General features: G+C 65.7%; 17 protein-coding genes. 6 read left to right on the forward strand and 11 right to left on the reverse strand.

From position 1 onward, the window contains the following. The coding region (locus H8A95_RS35420; RefSeq protein WP_229187341.1) for a hypothetical protein at positions 1 to 224 on the forward strand (224 nt) is incomplete at its 5' end. Then, complete coding sequence (locus tag H8A95_RS35425; protein ID WP_229187342.1) at positions 221 to 679, forward strand: nucleoside deaminase; 459 nt, start codon at positions 221 to 223, stop codon at positions 677 to 679. The genes H8A95_RS35420 and H8A95_RS35425, both read left to right, overlap by 4 nt. Positions 680 to 861: 182 nt before the next feature. On the opposite strand, the gene H8A95_RS35430 is transcribed toward H8A95_RS35425, so the two are convergent. Next, positions 862 to 1,767, reverse strand: coding sequence for an alpha/beta fold hydrolase (locus H8A95_RS35430; RefSeq protein WP_229187343.1), 906 nt, complete (start codon positions 1,765 to 1,767; stop codon positions 862 to 864). A 115-nt stretch (positions 1,768 to 1,882) separates the two neighbouring features. Here H8A95_RS35430 and H8A95_RS35435 point away from each other — a divergent pair, with 115 nt between their 5' ends. Next, positions 1,883 to 3,115, forward strand: a complete 1,233-nt coding sequence (locus tag H8A95_RS35435; RefSeq protein ID WP_097671618.1) for an acyl-CoA dehydrogenase family protein — start codon at positions 1,883 to 1,885, stop codon at positions 3,113 to 3,115. A gap of 127 nt (positions 3,116 to 3,242) precedes the next feature. Here H8A95_RS35435 and purD read toward each other — a convergent pair whose 3' ends face one another. Beyond that, entirely contained in the window at positions 3,243 to 4,526 is a 1,284-nt protein-coding gene (gene purD, locus H8A95_RS35440) for a phosphoribosylamine--glycine ligase (RefSeq protein ID WP_229187344.1), read from the reverse strand. Between the two features lie 165 nt (positions 4,527 to 4,691). Between purD and xseA the strand changes: the two genes are divergently transcribed. Continuing rightward, positions 4,692 to 6,314, forward strand: a complete 1,623-nt coding sequence (xseA, locus tag H8A95_RS35445; RefSeq protein ID WP_229187345.1) for an exodeoxyribonuclease VII large subunit — start codon at positions 4,692 to 4,694, stop codon at positions 6,312 to 6,314. Positions 6,315 to 6,396: 82 nt separating this feature from the next. On the opposite strand, the gene H8A95_RS35450 is transcribed toward xseA, so the two are convergent. Next, positions 6,397 to 7,227: a dienelactone hydrolase family protein gene (locus H8A95_RS35450; RefSeq protein WP_229187346.1), complete on the reverse strand. Its 831-nt coding sequence runs from the start codon at positions 7,225 to 7,227 to the stop codon at positions 6,397 to 6,399. Between the two features lie 187 nt (positions 7,228 to 7,414). On the opposite strand from H8A95_RS35450, the gene H8A95_RS35455 reads away from it, so the two are divergent. After that, entirely contained in the window at positions 7,415 to 7,642 is a 228-nt protein-coding gene (locus tag H8A95_RS35455; protein ID WP_163155239.1) for a DUF2093 domain-containing protein, read from the forward strand. A 14-nt stretch (positions 7,643 to 7,656) separates the two neighbouring features. On the opposite strand, the gene lpxK is transcribed toward H8A95_RS35455, so the two are convergent. The 6 genes from lpxK to H8A95_RS35485 form a co-directional block, all read right to left on the reverse strand. Beyond that, a complete protein-coding gene (lpxK, locus tag H8A95_RS35460) occupies positions 7,657 to 8,679 on the reverse strand; it encodes a tetraacyldisaccharide 4'-kinase (RefSeq protein WP_229187347.1) in 1,023 nt (340 codons plus the stop codon). Continuing rightward, the gene (locus H8A95_RS35465) at positions 8,672 to 10,006 is read right to left on the reverse strand and encodes a 3-deoxy-D-manno-octulosonic acid transferase (protein ID WP_229187353.1); all 1,335 of its coding nucleotides are present in this window, start codon (positions 10,004 to 10,006) and stop codon (positions 8,672 to 8,674) included. The genes lpxK and H8A95_RS35465 overlap by 8 nt, the downstream gene beginning before the upstream one ends. Then, on the reverse strand, positions 9,969 to 10,682 hold the full coding sequence (locus tag H8A95_RS35470; protein ID WP_163155235.1) for a lysophospholipid acyltransferase family protein: 714 nt from the start codon (positions 10,680 to 10,682) through the stop codon (positions 9,969 to 9,971). The genes H8A95_RS35465 and H8A95_RS35470 overlap by 38 nt, the downstream gene beginning before the upstream one ends. Further along, positions 10,679 to 10,927 (reverse strand): DUF4170 domain-containing protein, encoded by a 249-nt coding sequence (locus H8A95_RS35475; RefSeq protein WP_016848023.1) that lies wholly within the window; start codon positions 10,925 to 10,927, stop codon positions 10,679 to 10,681. The genes H8A95_RS35470 and H8A95_RS35475 overlap by 4 nt, the downstream gene beginning before the upstream one ends. A 130-nt stretch (positions 10,928 to 11,057) precedes the next feature. Continuing rightward, the gene (locus H8A95_RS35480; RefSeq protein WP_229187348.1) at positions 11,058 to 11,867 is read right to left on the reverse strand and encodes an inositol monophosphatase family protein; all 810 of its coding nucleotides are present in this window, start codon (positions 11,865 to 11,867) and stop codon (positions 11,058 to 11,060) included. Continuing rightward, a complete protein-coding gene (locus H8A95_RS35485; protein ID WP_229187349.1) occupies positions 11,854 to 13,242 on the reverse strand; it encodes a TldD/PmbA family protein in 1,389 nt (462 codons plus the stop codon). The genes H8A95_RS35480 and H8A95_RS35485 overlap by 14 nt, the downstream gene beginning before the upstream one ends. 275 nt (positions 13,243 to 13,517) lie before the next feature. On the opposite strand from H8A95_RS35485, the gene H8A95_RS35490 reads away from it, so the two are divergent. Further along, positions 13,518 to 14,042 carry a DUF6101 family protein gene (locus tag H8A95_RS35490; protein WP_229187350.1) on the forward strand — a complete coding sequence of 175 codons (525 nt, stop codon included), beginning with the start codon at positions 13,518 to 13,520 and terminating at the stop codon, positions 14,040 to 14,042. Between the two features lie 253 nt (positions 14,043 to 14,295). Here H8A95_RS35490 and ubiA read toward each other — a convergent pair whose 3' ends face one another. Both ubiA and H8A95_RS35500 read right to left on the reverse strand, forming a co-directional pair. Beyond that, a complete protein-coding gene (gene ubiA, locus H8A95_RS35495) occupies positions 14,296 to 15,228 on the reverse strand; it encodes a 4-hydroxybenzoate octaprenyltransferase (RefSeq protein WP_229187351.1) in 933 nt (310 codons plus the stop codon). Positions 15,229 to 15,252: 24 nt separating this feature from the next. Beyond that, a partial coding sequence (locus H8A95_RS35500) for a hypothetical protein (protein WP_229187352.1) occupies positions 15,253 to 15,800 on the reverse strand: 548 nt, incomplete at its 5' end.

The following is a 15,800-nucleotide window of genomic DNA, read 5'->3' on the forward strand; positions in this document are numbered from 1 at the left end:
CCCTTGCCGCCGCCGGCCCGACCCTGGCCACCGCCGGGCCGATCACGCCGGCCGCGGGAATCGTTGTGTTTGTCGCTATCGCGGGGCATGAATGTTCTCGCCTGGGCGTTCAATTGGGGTGCAAGGGCCAACCGGTCGTACGCGCCCTCTTGGCAGCGCGCTTGACGCAAAACCGGCATCCACTTTTGCTGAAGGCGAAGCTAGTAGCAGGTTTCTTCCGATGATACGAGGCATGTCGGCCCCTTCTTTCATGGATTTGGCGCTGAAAACCGCCGAAAATGCCGGAAAATCGGGCGAAGTTCCGATCGGGTGCGTGATTGTGCGGGGCTACGAGGTGATCGCTGCGGCCGGTAACCGGACGCTGACCGACCGCGACCCCACTGCGCATGCCGAAATCCTGGCGATCCGACAGGCGGCAGAGGCCATCGGCACCGAACGGCTGGTCGATTGCGACCTCTACGTCACGCTGGAGCCCTGCACCATGTGCGCCGGCGCGATCTCCTTTGCCCGGATCCGCCGGCTGTATTACGGCGCCGCCGACCCGAAGGGCGGCGCGGTCGAGTCAGGCGTGCGGTTCTTCGCACAGCCGACCTGCCACCACGTGCCGGAGATCTACGGCGCGGTGGGAGAGACCGAGGCTGGGCGCCTGTTGCGGGAGTTCTTCAGAGAACGGCGCTAGCGATCCCGTAGCCCGGATGCAGCGCCGCGCAATCCGGGATCAAGCATCCGTGGAAACCTCCCCGGATTCGCTTCGCTGCATCCGGGCTACGCAGCTCTCTCCTCGTCATTGCGAGCGAAGCGAAGCAATCCACGCCTCAGCGCGGGGACAGATGGATTGCTTCGCTTCGCTCGCAATGACGACTAACCCGCCAGGAAAAACTCCCGCAGCAGCTTCGCGGTCACATCGGGCGCCTCCTCGGGCAGGAAATGCCCCGACGGCACCGGCGCGCCGCTGACATTGGTGGCCCAATTCTTCCAGGTGTCGAGCGGAGTCGTTGCGGCGCTGGCAACGCCGGCATCGCCCCACAGCGCCAGCATCGGGATCGTGATCTTCTTGCCGGCATCGACATCGGCCTTGTCGATCTCATAATCGGCATAGGCGCCGGCGCGGTAGTCCTCGCACATCGCGTGGATGCGCGCGGGATCGCGGAACGGCGCCAGGTAATGCGCGAGCGCGCGTGGATCGATCGCCTCCAGCGTCTTGGTCCGGGTCTGGCTCGCCATCTTCTCCTTGAGGAAGAATTCGCCATTGTTGGAGATCAGCGTCTCGGGCAGCGGATAGGGCTGCGCCAGGAACGCCCAATGATAGATCTTCAGCGCCGAGAGGCGATTGAGCTTCTGCCAGTAGTCATAAGTCGGCGCGATATCGAGCACCGCGAGCTTCGACAGCCGGCCGGGATGATCGAGCGCGAGCCGATACGACACCCGGCCGCCGCGATCGTGACCGGCGAGCGCGAAATGCACATGACCGAGCTGCTCCATCGCCTCAACCATGGTCTTCGCCCAGACCCGCTTGGTGTAGGGCGTATGGTCCTTGTCGCTGTCGGGCATATCGGACCAGCCGTAGCCCGGCAGGTCGGCGATGACGAGCGTGAACTTGTCGTCGAGTTTCGGCGCCACCGTGTGCCACATCACATGGGTCGACGAGAACCCGTGCAGCAGCAGCAATGGCGGGCCCTTGCCGCCGACGCGGGCGAAGATGCGGCCCTGCGAGGTGTTGAGCCATCTGGATTCATAGCCGGGAAAAAGATCAGCGAGATCAGGCATCGGAGGCTCCTCCCGGTCGCGTGCGCCGTGCTTCAAACTTTGTTCGGCGTTGCCGCTGGCCTGGTTTATGCCATCCTGAGGTCCTGCCAACAACAACACGAAACGAGGAAGTGCCATGTCGATCGATTTTGAGATTCCCGCCGAGGCCAAGGCGATCCGCGAGAAGGTGCGCAAATTCGTCCACGACGAGTGCATTCCGGCGGAAAAGGAACTCGACACCAAGCCGCTTGCCGAGGTGCTGGCACCGCTGCGGAAGAAGGCTCGCGCGCAGGGCCTGTGGTGTCCCTTCGTGCCGAAGGAGTATGGCGGTATGGGCCTCGGCCCGCTCGCCAATGCGCTGGTGCAAATGGAGCTCGGCGAGAGCATGCTCGGCGCGCTCTCGATGAACACGCAGGGACCGGACGATGCGTCGATGATGACGATCCTGGCGCACGGCACCGAGTACCAGAAGGAAAAATTCCTTAAACCCCTGCTGAACGGCGAGAAGCGGATCTGCTTCTCGATGACCGAGAAGGCCGCCGGCGCCGACGCCACCGGCATGCAGACCACGGCGGTGAAGGACGGCAACGAGAACTACATCCTCAACGGCGAGAAATGGTTCTCCTCGTCGGCGAGCGTCGCCGACATGGCGCTGGTGATGGCGAAGACCGATCCGAACGCGCCGCGCCACAAGCAGTATTCGACGTTCATCGTCGAGCTGCCCAACCCCGGCTACCGCATCAAGCGCAACGTCGCCAACATGGCGATCGAGGGTCCGCATGACGACGTGATCCATGGCGGCCACTCCGAGATCGAGATCAAGGATCTGAAGGTGCCCGCCGACAATCTGCTCGGCGGCGAGGGCAACGGCTTCAACATGGGCCAGCACCGCCTCGCCTACGGCCGGCTGCGCCACGGCATGCACAACGTCGCCAAGGCACAGCGCGCGCTCGACATGGCGGCAGCCCACGTCACCAAGCGCTCGACCTTCGGCCAGCTGCTGGCGGACCGGCAGGCGGTGCAGTTCATGCTCGCCGACTGCGCGAGCGAGCTCTATATCGGCCGGCTGATGCTGCTGCACATCGCCTACAAGGCGGAGAAGGGCCTCGACATCCGCCAGGAAAACTCGATCGCCAAGATCTTCCACGCCCACATGGTGCACAAGGTGATCGACACCGCGATCCAGCTCCACGGCGCGCTCGGCTTCAGCCAGGATACGCCGCTGGCGAAATGGTACACCCAGGTGCGCTCGCAGCGGCTGGTCGACGGTCCCGACGAAGTGCACAAGTGGAAGATCGGCAAGAACGTCATCAAGGCGTTCCGCGAGCACGGCACCACCGCAAGCGCGGCGGGCGGGGATTTGCTGTAGCTAATCGTCATTGCGAGCGAAGCGAAGCAATCCATCTCGCCGCAAGGGGAGAAGTGGATTGCTTCGTCGCTCCAGCGCAAAATTGCTTTGCAATTTTGTCGCGAGCTCCTCGCAATGACGTGGCGAGCTAAACCTTCCCTGTTTCCTGCTCCACCGCCTGCCAGGCGATGTCACGGCGGCAGAAGCCGTCGGGCCACTTGATGCGATCGACGGCCTGGTAGGCGCGGTCGCGCGCCTCGGTGACCGTCTTGCCCATCGCGCAGACGTTCAGCACGCGGCCTCCGTTGGCAAGGATTGCGCCATCCTTCGCCACCGTGCCGGCGTGGAAGATCTCGACGCCTTCGACCTTGGCGGCGTCATCGAGCCCATCGATCCGCGTCCCCTTGACGTAGTCGCCGGGATAGCCTTTGGCCGCCATCACCACGGTCAGCGCCGGGTCCGGATACCAGCGGAGATCAAAGTTCTTCAACTGCCCGTCGATCGAGGCGAGCAGCGCCGGCACGATGTCCGACATCATCCGCAGCATCAGCACCTGGCACTCGGGATCGCCGAAGCGGACATTGTATTCGAACAGCTTTGGGCCCTGCGCGGTCAGCATCACACCGGCATAGAGCACGCCCTTGAACGGCGTGCCGCGGCTCTTCATTCCGGCCACCGTCGGCAGGATGATCCGCGCCATGATCTGGTCGTGGATTTCAGGCGTCACGAACGGCGTCGGCGAATAGGCGCCCATGCCGCCGGTGTTCGGACCCTGATCGTGATCGAACACCCGCTTGTGGTCCTGCGCGGTCGCCAGCGGGATCGCAGTCTCGCCGTCGCAGAGCGCGAAGAAGCTGATCTCGCGGCCAGACAAGAACTCCTCGATCACGACCTCGGCGCCGGCCGAGCCGAAGGCGCCCTCGAACATCATTGCAATGGCGGCTTCAGCTTCAGACAGCGTCTGCGCCACCACGACGCCCTTGCCGGCCGCGAGCCCGTCGGCCTTGACCACGATCGGTGCGCCCTGGGCGCGGACATAGGCCACCGCATCCTTCGCGTTGTCGAAGCGGCGATAGGCGCCGGTCGGAATGTCGAACTCGCTGCAGAGGTCTTTTGTAAAACCCTTCGAGCCCTCGAGCTGCGCAGCCTGCTTGCTCGGCCCGAAGGCCTTGATGCCGACCGCGTCGAGGTCATCGACGATCCCGGCGGCGAGCGGCGTCTCCGGGCCGACCACCACCAGATCGACTGCATTGCGTCGGCAAAACTCGATCACGGCGGCATGGTCGGCGACATCGAGCGCGATGCATTCGGCCTCGCGCGCGATCCCGGCATTGCCCGGCGCGCACCAGAGTTTCGTCACCAGCGGGGACGCGGCGATCTTCCAAGCCAGCGCATGTTCGCGGCCGCCGGAACCGAGCAGGAGGATGTTCATCTGTGTCGCCGATTAGAGGGGTTGTAACGCCGTTTGGTCCGGTTTAGCACGCTCGCCGACCGCAGCAACACGCGGTTCGATCAGATGTGGATATGTGATTCGACGCCGGAAACGAGGCGGCCGGACCTTGCACACGGGGTCGAAAACCCCGATTCTATAGGCCAGATGACCGCTGCTCCGAATCTCGTCAACGCACCTGAATTCACCGTCTCGGAACTCTCCTCCGCCCTGAAGCGGACGGTGGAGGACCGGTTCGGCCATGTCCGCGTCCGCGGCGAAATCTCCGGCTTTCGCGGGCCCCACTCCTCCGGCCACTGCTATTTCGCCCTCAAGGACGAGAGCGCCAAGATCGAGGCGGTGATCTGGAAGTTCGCCCATGCCCGGATGCGCTTCAAGCCGCAGGAGGGCCTCGAGGTCATCGCCACCGGCAAGCTGACCACCTATCCGAACTCTTCGAAGTACCAGATCGTCATCGATTCGCTGGAGCCGGCCGGCGTCGGCGCGCTGATGGCGCTGATGGAGGAGCGCAAGAAGAAGCTCGCGGCCGAAGGCCTGTTCGACGAAGCCCGCAAGCAGCTGTTGCCCTGGCTGCCCGAGGTGATCGGCGTCGTCACCTCGCCGACCGGCGCCGTGATCCGCGACATCCTGCATCGGCTGGAGGACCGCTTCCCCCGCCGCGTGCTGGTCTGGCCGGTCAAGGTGCAGGGAGAGGGCTCGGCCGAGCAGGTCGCGGCCGCGATCCGCGGCTTCAACGCGTTGCCGGAGGGCGGTCGGATTCCGCGGCCGGATCTCTTGATCGTCGCGCGCGGCGGCGGCTCGCTGGAGGACCTGTGGTCCTTCAACGAGGAGATCGTGGTCCGCGCCGCATCCGAGAGCCACATCCCGCTGATCTCGGCGGTCGGCCACGAGACCGACATCACGCTGATCGACTTCGTCGCCGACAAGCGCGCGCCGACGCCGACTGCCGCCGCCGAGATGGCGGTGCCGGTGCGGAGCGAGCTGTTCGTCGAGGTTCAGGGGCTCGCCCGGCGCACGATGGTGTGCTGGCAGCGCGCCCAGGAGGCCCGCCGCACCGAGCTGCGCGCCGCGGCGCGCGCGCTGCCGGCGGCAAACGAATTGCTGGCGATCCCCAGACAGCGGCTCGACCATCTTGCAGCCGGTCTGCCGCGCGGGTTGAAGGCCAATACGCACGCGCATTTCCGCCGCTTCGCCGCGAGCAGTTCGCGCCTCACCATCGGCGTGTTGCGCGGCCAGGTCGCGCACGCCAGGCAGCGGCTGACCGCATCCGGCGAACGCATCACGCTGTCGGCGCGCGCACTGCTGCATCGCCGTCGCGAGCGCTTCAGCGGGCTCGAGATCCGCCTCAAGGCCTCGAAGCTTGCCAACGCCCAGGCCCAGCGCAACGCGATCGCCCGTGATCTGGAGCGCACCCACCGCCTCGCCGAGCGCGCCCGCCGCGCGCTGCTGACGACACTGCAGCGGCTGGAGGCGCGGGTTGCCCATCGCAGCCAGCTGCTGTCGGCGCTGTCCTATCGCGGCGTGCTGGCGCGCGGCTTTGCGCTGGTGCGCGACGAGCACGGACATGCTCTGCATTCCGCCGCCGCAGTCGGCCCGAACGCCAGCCTGTCGATCGAGTTCGCCGACGGTCGCGTCGCCGCCACCGCGAGCGCCGATCAGCCTGCGGCGACCGTAACGCCTGAGAGCGCGCCGAAGCCGCAGCCGCGCGAGACGAAACCGGCGGCACCGAAGCGCGTCACCAAGCCGGTCGATCAGGGCAGCTTGTTCTGATTTTCTTTGGAGCATGATCTCCGCGCAAACGCTCCGCGTTTGTCGCGAGGGAAAACCGCTGCGCACTTTTCCGGATCATGCTCTAGCGCGACAGCCACTCGGCGACTTGCTTCTGCGCATCCTTGCGCGCATCCGCGTCGGTGCCGATATGGCCACGCTCGGCGACATCGACATCGGAGGCCGCGACCGCGTGCAGCGGCAAATTGGCGCGATCGAAGTCGTGATAGGCGTCGGGATAGACCACGATCTTTGCGAGCGCGCTGCGGCCGTGCGCGCCGTCGACCATCTGGTGGCAGGCCGATGACGACGTCACATCGTCGCGCGCGCCGATCAGCACCAGCGTCGGCACCCGCGCGCTCCAGCCGAGGCCGAACGAGGTGCGGCAATCCGGATAGAACGCGACCGCTGAACGAAAATCCGGATCGACGTTGCGCGACGACATTTGCGGCCGCACCGCCCACAGCAGGGCGGCGGCGCCGTTGCCCCAGCCGATCAGGCTGATGCGGCTCTTCGCCACCCATTTCTGCTGCACCAGCCACTGCCGTGCCGCATTGATGTCGGCGACCCGTGCGCGGCGGGTCTGGACCTGATGCTCCCTGATGCGGCACTGCGGACCGAGCTCGCGCGAGCCGTAGCTGTCCGGCAGCAGCACCGCATGGCCGGCCATCAGCAACTGCTCGGCCCAGTCGCGATAGCGCGGTGCGACCTGCTCGGAACGGCCGGCGAGACCGCCGCAGCCATGTAGCGCAATGACCGTCGGGAACGGCCCGTCGCCATCGGGCCGGTAGAGCTGCGCGTGCAGCGTGACATTGCCTTCGGGAATCTCGACCTGGTGCGGGGCCGGAAGCGGCGCCGCGGCCGCGGCCGGCACGGCAAGCATGGCGAGGCACATGAAAACTGACTTGAGGCGCATCCGATCCGGCCGGCTCGTTATGGCGCTGCAAACACAGCGAACCACGGCTGCAACGCTACCATGCACGTCCGCCGCCAAATCATCACAAGTCGGTGGTTTAACGGGCGGACATGACACCCTATCTGTGATAGACGGCTTCATGAACATTTAAGGCTGCCTCGTCAGAGGCAAGGCGGAGAGCTCAAACGTGCTGAACAAGTTCGGTCCCTCGGGCCATGGCGAGGCGCAGGTGCAATATCTCGACGGCGATTTCCGCGTGATCTCGCCCGGCACCTTTGTGCGTTGTGCCATCACCGACGTCCGGATCCCGCTCGACGAGCTGAAGTACTGGAGCGTCGACCTGCAGGAGGCCTACGCCACCCCGACCGCCGTGTTGCAGCGCCACCATCCCGGCGTGGTCAAGCCGCAGGCTTAAGCGCAGGGCCGGGTTCACTTGCGCAGCCTCCTGTCCTGCGCCTTGAACAACTGATCGGTGACGAGGCGCCGCAGCGCATCGCTGTCCTCGAATTGCAGCGTCACCGCGAACGACACGATCGCCTGCGCCCAGGCCGGCATGCCGTCCGGCCCCCGCAACCGCGCCAGATCCTTTTCCGTCGTTACCAGCGTCAGGGCGTCAGCTCTCGCCGCGGCAACAAGTTGTTCGATCTCGTCCTTCGTGAAGGCATGATGATCGGCGAAAGCCGTCTGGCGCACCACATCGACGCCGCTTGACCGCAGCGTATTGAAGAAGCGTGCGGGATCGCCGATGCCGGCGAAGGCGAGCACACGCATCCCGCTCAACGCCGCCAGCGAGGTCTGGTCCGGCTTCAGGCGCGCCGACAACACCGACTTGCCGCGGGACGCGAGATCAGCCGCAATGGTCTGCGCCGCGCTCCCCTCCCCGACCACGATCAGCGCGTCGGTCCGTGTGAGCTGTAGCGGCAGCGGCGCGCGCAACGGGCCTGCCGGAATGACGCGGCCGTTGCCGACGCCGCGCCTGCCGTCGATCACGATCAGGCAGCAATCCTTCGCCACGGAGGGATTCTGGAAGCCGTCATCCATCAGGATCACGCTCGCATCCTGCGCGCGCGCCAGCGCCAGGCCAGCGGCACGGTCGCGCGACACCACGACCGGCAAAGTCGCCGCCATCATCAGTGGCTCATCGCCGATATCGGCCGCGGTTTGACTGTTACGATCGACCTTGACCGGCCCGGCAAGCCTGCCGCCATAGCCGCGGCTGAGCACCACCGGCCGCTCGTCGAGCTCGCGCAGCAATTTTGCCAGCGCCAGCACCGTCGGCGTCTTGCCGGCGCCACCGACATGGTAATTGCCGACGCAGATCACGGGGATGCCGGCATCGATACCGGGGCGTTGCATGCGCCGCGCGGCGACCGCGCCGTACAGCGCGGCAAGGGGGCTCAATAGAGACGCGATCCAAGACGACGGCCGGTGCCAGAAGGCCGGCTCACGCATTGGCGGCTCCCATCTCGAGCCGCAACTGCAACAGATAGGGCTCGAGAGCGGTCACCGTGCGCTCCAGCGCGCCACCGAGCTGTTCGACGACGCGCTCTGAGGCGGCCAGCGAGGTATCGCGCGCGGCGGGATCGGCGAGGAACTGACCAAGCTGCTTGACCAGCGCGTCCCGGTCGTCCGTACGCCGGGCGCCGCCGGCACGATCGAGCGCCTCATAGACCTCGGTGAAATTGAACACATGTGGGCCGTGCACGATCGCGGCGCCGAGCTTGATCGCCTCGATCGGATTCTGGCCGCCATGCTCAACCAGCGAGCCGCCCATGAACACGATCGGCGCGAGGCGATAGAACAGTCCGAGCTCACCCATCGTGTCGGCGACATAGATATCGGTTGTCGCGACCGGCAGATCCTCATGCGAGCGCAGGCCGGGACGAAGGCCGGCGTCGGTCACGAGTTGTGCGACCGCCTCGCCGCGATGGGCATGCCGCGGCACGATCACCGTGAGCAGCCCGGGGAAGAACTTGGCGAGCGATTTGTGCGCCTCGATCAGGATCTCTTCCTCGCCCGGATGGGTCGACGCGGCAACCACGATCGCGCGGCCGCGCGTCACCGACATCAGCCGCTCCAGCTTGGCCGGATCGGCCGGCGGCGCCGCGACGTCGAGCTTGAGATTGCCGGTGACGACGACGTTGTGGCTGCCGAGCGCGGCAAACCGTTCCGCATCGATGTTCGACTGCGCGAGGCAGATGTCGAACCGTCCAAGCAGCGCCCCGATGGTGTTGGAAAGCCGGCGCCAGCGCGGGAACGAGCGCTGCGACATCCGTCCGTTGATCAAGACCATCGGCAGCCGCCGCGCGGCACTCGACAGGATCAGGTTCGGCCACAGGTCGGACTCGATGAACAGCGCCAGCGAAGGATGCCAGTGATCGAGGAAGCGCGCGACATAGCGCGGCGAGTCGTAAGGCACGTATTGGTGGATCACGTCGGGCGGAAAGCGCTTGGCCACGATCGCGGCCGAGGTCACCGTGCCCGAGGTGAGCAGGATGCGCAGATTGAGCGCGCGCAGCCGCTCGATCAGCCCGACCGCCGCCAGCACCTCGCCGACGCTGGCGCCATGGATCCACACCAGCGGCCCCTGCGGCCGGGTATCGGCGCTGACGCCGCGCCGCTCGCCGATGCGTTCAGGATCTTCCTTGCCGAGCCTGAGCCGCCGCTTGATCAAGGCAGGCGCGAGCGGCACTATCGCAGACGACAGCTTGCGGTACACGCGCAACGTCATCGGTAGCGAGCTAGCCAAGCGCTGCCTCCGGCCGCCCGACGGCTGCATAGGCACGCCGGGTCGCTTCGTTGAGTAGATCCTCCACCTGCTGCCGAAGCTTTTCCATCGTCGCGGCGTCGGCATCCGGCGGCACATAGACCGGCTCAATACCTACCACTGCGCCCCGCCCGAATGGCAAATTGATGGTGGTCGAATCCCAGTTTTTCAACCGGATGAATCGGCTGGTGACCATCGCAAACGGGATAATCGGCCGGCCGCTCTCCCGCGCCAGCATGATGGCGCCGAGGCCCGCCACCCGCGCCCGCTTCGGCACGTCGGCCGTGGTCGCCATGTTGCAGCCGTCTTCCAAGGTCCGGACCATCTCGAGGAAGGCGCCGACGCCGCCCTTGCGATGGAACGCACCGGAATGGTCGCCGGAACCACGGATGGTGCCGATGCCGAGCCGCTCGACCGCGAGGGCGTTGAACTCGCCGTCGCGGTGGCGAGAGATCAATACCTTGGCGCGATAGCTCTCCTTGGTCCTGATGAACGGCGTCATGAAGTGCTGGCCGTGCCAGAACACGAAGATCGCCGGCATCAAGGGCTCGACGATCCCGTACACGTCAGACGGCTGGTAGCTGAAGCGGTTGGTGTACCAGACCAGCCGCAGATACTCGGCCGCAAGCACACCCAGCGCGCGCTGCACGAAGCCGCTGCGCAGCAGATCGCGAAGAAGTCGTTTCAATGGGAGTGCTTTGTGTCCTGCTCAGGATCGAGCAACCGGTGGAGGTGAACGACGAAATAGCGCATCTGGGCGTTGTCCACCGTCTGCTGCGCCTTCGCCTTCCAGGCCGCATAGGCGGTCGCATAGTTCGGGTACACGCCGACGATCTCGACCTCGTCCAGATTCTTGAAGGTGTTGTGCTCGAGATCGGTCAACTCGCCGCCGATGACGAGGTGAAGCAGCTGCGGCTGGGCATTGTCTGACATGATGGTGGTTTTCCTAACGAGATGCCCGGCAAAGCAGTGAAGTCTTGGTCGTAACAGGTCTGGTCGTTACAGGTCTGTCGTAACAGGTCTGGTCGTCACAATCGGAAACGCGGTGCGGATCGGCGGGAGCTCACGGCAATGGACGGTTGCGAAAATGCTCGACAATGCGTGCATGACGTTCGCGTCCTGCTGCCACCAGCACCCCATGCGTCACCTCCCGGCGATTGTACTCAATCGCTTCCCCCGAGAGCGCGGTCATCTTACCACCCGCTTCCTGCACGATCAAACTCGCGGCGGCAAGATCCCAGTCGCGGCTTTGCCCGCCAGCAAAGGCGGCGTCAAGTCGACCTTGTGCTACGCGGCACAACCGCAGGGCCAGCGATCCGATCCGCGGATACAGCGTGATTTCGTCCGACGTCGGGCTGAGCCGTTGCACCAGGGGTTTCGGTCCGGCCATGCGGGGAAAATTGAAATCGGTGCCTGTGGTTGCGTGCACGGCGCTGTCGTTCAGGGTGGCGCCCTGCCCGCGGGCGGCAAAGAAAAACTCCTCGCTCACCGGCGCATACACCGCAGCGAGCACCGGAGCTGCATCTTCAACCAGCGCCACACTGACGCACCAATCCTCGCGGCCGGCGAGATAGGCGCGGGTGCCGTCGATCGGATCGACGATCCAGGTGAAGCGCTTGCCGAGCCGGCTCTCGCTATCGACGCTTTCCTCCGACAACCAGCCGTAGGCAGGCGTTGCCGAACGCAGCTGCTGCTCCAGGAGGTCGTTGACCGCGATGTCGGCCTCGGACACCGGCGAGGACGCGCCCTTGATCCAGTTCTTCAATTCGGTGCGGAACAGCGACAGCGCGAGCCGGCCCGCCTCCTGCACCGATCGCGTCAGCAAGGCGGCATCGCGCGCCTTGGTCCAGTCGTCCGTATCAGCGTCCGCCAAGCGTCAGGCCCTCGATGCGCAGCGTCGGCGAATTGACACCGTAGCGGAACTCCAGATCGTTGGCGGCGACCAGCGACTTGAACATCGGCAGCAGATGGCCGGCGATGGTCACTTCGCTGACCGGATAGGTGATCTCGCCGTTCTCGATCCAGAAGCCGGACGCGCCGCGGCTGTAATCGCCGGTCACGCCGTTGACGCCGGAACCGATCAGGTCGGTGACGTAGAAGCCCTGCTTGATGTCGGAGATCAGCTCTTTCGGCGTCACCGCACCCGGCTCGAGATGCAGATTATAGGTACCCGGCGACGGCGAGGACGACACGCCGCGATGCGCATGCCCGGTCGTCACCAGGCCGAGCTCGCGTGCGGTCGCCGAGTCCAGCACCCAAGTGGTGAGCACGCCTTCGTCGATCAGCGCCGTCCGCTTCACCTTGACGCCCTCGGCATCGAAGGTCTGCGAACGAAGGCCACGCACGCGCAAGGGATCGTCGATGATGCGGATGTCCCTCGAGAACAGCTGCTCGCCGAGCTTGTCCTTCAGGAAGCTGGTCTTGCGCGCGATCGAGGCGCCGTTGATCGAGCCAACCAGATGGCCGACGATCGAGCCGGCAACCCGCGGGTCGAACACCACAGGCACCTTGCAGGTCTCGACCTTACGCGGATTCGACCGCGCCACCGCGCGCTCGCCGGCCTTGCGGCCGACGGTCGTGGGCGAATCGAGATCGGACGCATGCGGCGCGCTGGTGAAATCATAGTCGCGCTCCATGCCGGTGCCCTCACCGGAAATCGCCGTCGTCGAGATGCCGTGGCTGGAGCGCAGATAAGAACCGTGGAAGCCGGTCGACGTCACCAGCACCATGCCGCCGATCCCGGTCGAGGCCGACGCACCGCCGGACTTCGTGACGCCCTTGACCGCGAGCGCCGCAGCCTCCGCCTCGATGGCGCGCTGCTCGAGCTCGGCCGTAGTCGGAACCTTGCGGTCGAGCAGATCGAGATCGGGGAAATCATGCGCATGGAGCGCGGGATCGGCCAGACCGACATATTTGTCGTCGGGCGCGACGCGCGCCATTGCCACCGCGCGCTCGGCAAGCTTTGAGATCCCGTCGCCGCTGACGTCGTTGGTCGACACCACCGCCTGGCGCTGGCCGACGAACACGCGGAGGCCGACGTCGTCGCCTTCGGAGCGCTCGGTTTCCTCGACGCGGCCATCGCGCACCTCGACGCCCTGCGAGACGCCGCGCACCGCGAGGGCGTCGGCCGCATCGGCGCCGGCGCGCTTGGCGGCATCGACCAGACGCTGCGCGAGGTCGCTGAGCGCGGATTGGTCGAACAGATCGGAGGTATCACCGTGTCGCGATGCAGATGGTGAAGAGTTCACGAACGAATTCCTGCGGATTGAGGGGGGCCCGGAACGAAGTCGACAGACCTAACCAGATGTGCCGGTTTCACAGGGATTTCAAGCACTTTGCACCGGCAGGCAACAAAGATTTGAGTGATCGGTGCAAGGCTTCGTCAATCATGCGGGCCAACCTCTTGTCAATCATGGCGTCAGGTGAGGAGGGGTTAACCAGGCTTTTTAAGCCGGAACGGACATCGCTCGGCTAGGCTCTCACACATCGACCGGGAACATAATCCCGGCGGGGAGACAGAGCTTTGAGGCGTCAAACACCAACAGGCGGAATCAATTCCGCCGGGTCGAGCTGCGCACTGCGGCTCGACCCTCTTTCCCTTCCGCTCTCTTTCCACGCGCAGGATGCGCGCGCGGATGGCGGCACGCGGCAGGTCGAGCTTCATCGCGAACATGTCGTGCTGCGGCGTGCCGTTCTCGGCATGCGGATGGCGGTCAATGTTCGCGTCAGCGATTTCCTCGGCGTCGCCGTGCGCGGCATCGACGACGCGCAGATGCTGGTGCTGGTTCACCGCGATCCCGCGCTCACCATTCCGCTCGGCTCCAGTTCGGACGCCGACGAAATCACCTCCGCCTGGCAGACGTGGAGCGACATCTTCCGCCTGCCGCAGCTGACCGAGCGGGCACCGCGCCAGCCGGCCCCGCGCCGCCGTCGCCGCAATGCGATCCGCGCCCGCCGTCCGAAATTCCTGGTCCGCCGCCGCGCCGGCGTTCAGCTCAACGAAGCCAGAGTGCATCGCGACGAGCGTGAGATCATCGCGCGGAATTGAGTTCGTTTCGCCGCGCTCCGCGCCTCACGACTACTGTCGTCCCTGCGAAAGCAGGGACCCATAATCACAGGGTCGGGTTGTTGAAGCGAGCTGTGGTCCCAGCGTAGCAAACCAACAGACATTCGTGGCTATGGGTCCCTGCTTTCGCAGGGACGACGTGGGGATGGTTCGCGATCCACTGCCACACCATCGGTGTCATCACCCGCGAAAGGACGCAACTTCTCGTTCTCGCGACATGACGACGGTATGAGAGTTACGCCGCCCGCAGCACCGCGTCGACGATCAGACTCGCGAACAGGATGAAGCCGGCGTCGCGGTTGGACTTGAAGATGCGCAGGCAGAGCGCGGGATCGCTGGTGTCGAGCCGGCGGACCTGCCAGCCGAGATGCAGCGCGAACGCGGCGAGGCCGATCCAGGCCGGCCAGCGCGCCCCGGCGAGCGCGAATGCCACGCCGATCAGCAGCACGGCGAGACCATAGAAGATCACCAGCGCGCGATGGGTGCGCGCGCCGAACAGCCGCGCGGTGGACTTGACGCCGATCAGTGCATCATCCTCGGCGTCCTGATGGGCGTAGATGGTGTCGTAGGCGATCACCCAGGCGATCGATCCGGCGTAGAGCGCAATCGCCGCACCATCGATGCGTTCGAGCGTCACCGCAAATCCCATCAACGCGCCGTAGGAAAACGCGAGACCGAGCACGACCTGCGGCCACCAGGTGATCCGCTTCATGAACGGGTAGATCGCGACGATCACGAGCGAGGCGATGCCGGTCAGCACCGCGAAGCGGTTGAACTGCAGCAGCACCGCAAGCCCGATCAGCGCTTGCAGCACCATGAAGACCACCGCCCCCGTCACCGTGACCTGTCCGGCCGGGATCGGCCGCGACCGGGTGCGCTCGACCTTGGCGTCGAGATCGCGATCGGTGATGTCGTTCCAGGTGCAGCCGGCGCCGCGCATCACGAAGGCGCCGATGAAGAACAGCAGGACGACGAGCGGCAGAGCGCGAACATCGTGCGCGACGCCGGCGGCAAGGGCCGCCGACCACCAGCACGGCATCAACAGCAGCCACGAGCCGATCGGCCGGTCGTAGCGCGCCAGCCGCAGATAGGGCCGCGACCAGACCGGCGCATGGGTATCCACCCAGTTGCCTGTGGAGTCGGCAACGCGGGCGGAAACGTCACTCATCTGCGCTCAATCATCGGTGGACCCTTATCGGGTGAGAACGTTGCCGTTCAGCGTATCGAAGGTGCTGCCGCCCTTCTTGGTCGGCGTCGCTTCCGGCAGCGAGGCGGACGAGCCGAGCACGTCGCTCAGCGACGGCCCCGCCGGCCCGCGCGGCTGCGCCGCCGCCTGCTCCGCAACGTTGCAGACCTTCTTCAGCAGCGCTTCGGTATTCTTGTGACCGTCCTTGAGCTGGTTGGCGATCTGCGGCGGGATTCCGCACTTGGCCGCGTTGGTATCGACATATTTGATCATCTTGATCTCGGCCTGGCTGTAATTGCCGATCAGCTTGCAGGCCTCCTGCGGGCTGGCGTGCCGATCGCTCGCCGTCTTGATCGCCTTGCCGCGCTTCTCCGCTTCCTCACGCAGCGGGACGAAATTCTTCATGCAGGCCTCGCCGGCGCCACCTGCCTCCGCGCTGGGCGGGGGCGGCGGAGATGACAGACCGCCGCCCGCGATGGGGGCAGCACCATTGCTCGGAAAGGCCGACGGCGTGGCGCCGACCCTGGCCGCAGGCGCGCCATTGACCGGCGGGA

This window comes from Bradyrhizobium oropedii (assembly GCF_020889685.1).
GTDB classification, from domain to species: domain Bacteria; phylum Pseudomonadota; class Alphaproteobacteria; order Rhizobiales; family Xanthobacteraceae; genus Bradyrhizobium; species Bradyrhizobium oropedii.

Bases quoted from the DNA above. Each gene is read 5' to 3' on its own strand.
- H8A95_RS35465 (WP_229187353.1), bottom strand. From the start codon at position 10,006: ATGCAGCCGTCGGGCGGCCGGAGGCAGCGCTTGGCTAGCTCGCTACCG.
- H8A95_RS35450 (WP_229187346.1), bottom strand. From the start codon at position 7,227: ATGCGCCTCAAGTCAGTTTTCATGTGCCTCGCCATGCTTGCCGTGCCG.
- xseA (WP_229187345.1), top strand. From the start codon at position 4,692: ATGACCGCTGCTCCGAATCTCGTCAACGCACCTGAATTCACCGTCTCG.
- lpxK (WP_229187347.1), bottom strand. From the start codon at position 8,679: ATGCGTGAGCCGGCCTTCTGGCACCGGCCGTCGTCTTGGATCGCGTCT.
- H8A95_RS35430 (WP_229187343.1), bottom strand. From the start codon at position 1,767: ATGCCTGATCTCGCTGATCTTTTTCCCGGCTATGAATCCAGATGGCTC.
- H8A95_RS35435 (WP_097671618.1), top strand. From the start codon at position 1,883: ATGTCGATCGATTTTGAGATTCCCGCCGAGGCCAAGGCGATCCGCGAG.
- ubiA (WP_229187351.1), bottom strand. From the start codon at position 15,228: ATGAGTGACGTTTCCGCCCGCGTTGCCGACTCCACAGGCAACTGGGTG.
- H8A95_RS35425 (WP_229187342.1), top strand. From the start codon at position 221: ATGATACGAGGCATGTCGGCCCCTTCTTTCATGGATTTGGCGCTGAAA.
- purD (WP_229187344.1), bottom strand. From the start codon at position 4,526: ATGAACATCCTCCTGCTCGGTTCCGGCGGCCGCGAACATGCGCTGGCT.
- H8A95_RS35475 (WP_016848023.1), bottom strand. From the start codon at position 10,927: ATGTCAGACAATGCCCAGCCGCAGCTGCTTCACCTCGTCATCGGCGGC.